This is a genomic window from Pseudarthrobacter ribosi (genome assembly GCF_055412865.1).
The window spans coordinates 1-2,239 of the sequence record NZ_JBVAYZ010000045.1 but is presented as its reverse complement, the minus strand read 5'-3'; the positions used below and the strand labels follow the sequence as shown (position 1 = coordinate 2,239).

The 2,239-nt window shown below is 63.0% G+C and carries 1 protein-coding gene and 1 pseudogene; both read left to right on the top strand.

Annotation, left to right across the window (positions count from 1 at the left end):
* Positions 1-308 precede the first annotated feature (308 nt).
* The gene (gene glyA, locus ACZYZ5_RS21420; protein WP_463904383.1) at positions 309-1,610 is read left to right on the top strand and encodes a serine hydroxymethyltransferase; all 1,302 of its coding nucleotides are present in this window, start codon (positions 309-311) and stop codon (positions 1,608-1,610) included.
* Positions 1,607-2,239 (top strand): annotated as a pseudogene (locus ACZYZ5_RS21415) (FAD-dependent oxidoreductase); the annotation flags it as partial. The gene glyA and the pseudogene ACZYZ5_RS21415, both read left to right, overlap by 4 nt.

Genomic DNA, 2,239 nt, shown 5'->3' with positions numbered 1-2,239 from the left:
TTGCGCCCTGGCTCCAGCACTACAACACTGAACGAATCCACACCGGCATCGGAACCACACCCATCACCCGAGTGTCACCAACCTAATGGCGCAGTACACCTAGGCCAGATCTCAAGTGGCCTGGAGCTGAAGCGCAGCCCGGGGGGCTGCGCTTCAGCCGCTCCCGGCCCATTGGTCCGTTCGCGGCCCCTGTCTCTGCCGGCCAAACCGGCCGGAAAATCTGTTGACACCCACCGGAGGGGATAGCATACTTGAATCACGAAACTAATATATCAACAGGATATTAGATAGCAGACTTAGGAGAAATGATGGTCGACGTTCTGACCCGCTCGCTCGCAGAGACCGATCCGCTGATCCACGCCGCTATTCAGCAGGAGCTCCTGCGCCAGCAGGGCACCCTGGAGATGATCGCCTCGGAAAACTTCGCACCGACTGCTGTTATGGAAGCGCAGGGATCTGTGCTGACCAACAAGTATGCCGAGGGTTACCCCGGCAAGCGCTACTACGGCGGCTGCGAGCACGTCGACGTCGTGGAGCAGTTGGCCATCGACCGCCTCAAGTCACTCTTCGGTTCCGAATTCGCTAACGTCCAGCCCCACTCCGGCGCGCAGGCCAATGCATCGGCTATGTTCGCACTCATCCAGCCCGGTGACACCATCCTGGGGCTGAATCTCGCGCACGGCGGCCACCTGACTCACGGCATGCGGATCAACTTCTCGGGGAAGCTGTACAAAGTTGTCCCCTATGGCGTTCGCGAGGACACCATGCAGATCGACATGGCCGAGGTGGAGCGCCTCGCCGTTGAGAACAAGCCGCGTCTCATCGTGGCCGGCTGGTCCGCCTACTCCCGCCAGCTGGACTTCGCGGAGTTCCGCCGGATCGCGGACCTGGTCGGCGCGTACCTGATGGTGGACATGGCGCATTTCGCCGGTCTGGTGGCAGCCGGGCTGCACCCGAACCCGGTGCCGCACGCCCACATCGTCACGAGCACCACGCACAAGACCCTTGGCGGTCCTCGTGGTGGTGTGATTCTGACTAATGACGCCGACATCGCCAAGAAGGTTAACTCCGCGGTTTTCCCCGGCCAGCAGGGTGGACCGCTGGAACATGTGATCGCGGCGAAGGCTGTCGCTTTCAAACTCGCGGCGGAGCCCGAATTCCGGGAACGCCAGGAACGCACGCTGGAAGGTGCCAGCATCATCGCCGAACGCCTGTTGGCGGCAGACGTCGCCGCATCCGGCGCGACCGTAGTTAGTGGGGGCACCGATGTGCACCTGGTCCTGGTGGACCTGCGAAACTCGGACCTGGACGGCCAGCAGGGCGAAGACCGCCTGCACCGCATCGGCATCACGGTCAACCGCAATGCCGTCCCGTTTGACCCCCGCCCGCCCATGGTCTCTTCCGGTCTTCGAATCGGCACCCCGGCCCTTGCCACGCGTGGCTTTGGCAAAGCCGAGTTCACCGAAGTGGCCGACATTATTGCCGCAGCCCTCAAACGCGAGTTCAGCGAGGAGACGGCAGCAGAACTTCGGCAACGGGTTGAAAACCTGGCAGAAAAGTTCCCCCTGTACCCGAACCTCTCCGCTGACAAGAACGGGGCAGCACAATGAGCGCGGAACAGCTTCCGGAACACCCGGAATTCCTCTGGCACAATCCGGACCCGAAGAAGAGCTATGACGCCGTGNCTACCTCTGGGACGAGAGCGCGGCGATCTACGAGCACGCCCTGAAGCTCTGGGAGATCCTGCCGGAGGAACTCGAGTACGACTTCCTGTTCAGCCAGCGCGGGGTCATGAACCTCGCCCACACCCTGGGCGACGTCCGGGAAAGTGTCCGCCGGGTCGGGGCCAACAAGCTCAACGGCGTCGACGCCGAGTGGCTGGACCCGCAACAGGTCAAGGAACTCTGCCCCATCCTGAACATCAACGACAACATCCGCTACCCGGTCATGGGCGCCACCTACCAGCCGCGCGCCGGCATCGCCAAGCACGACCACGTCGCCTGGGCGTTCGCCCGCAAGTGCGATGAGCTCGGCGTGGATATCATCCAGAACTGCGAAGTCACCGGCTTCCTCAAGGACGGAAACAAGGTGGTGGGGGTCAAGACCAACCGCGGCACCATCAACACCGAAAAAGTGGGCCTCTGCGCCGCCGGGCACAGCTCGGTCCTCGCGGAAATGGCCGGGTTCCGGCTCCCCATCCAGTCCCACCCGCTCCAGGCGCTCGTGTCCGAACTCCACG

Excerpts from the sequence above, each read along its gene's own strand:
- glyA (WP_463904383.1), top strand. The coding sequence starts at position 309 with ATGGTCGACGTTCTGACCCGCTCGCTCGCAGAGACCGATCCGCTGATC.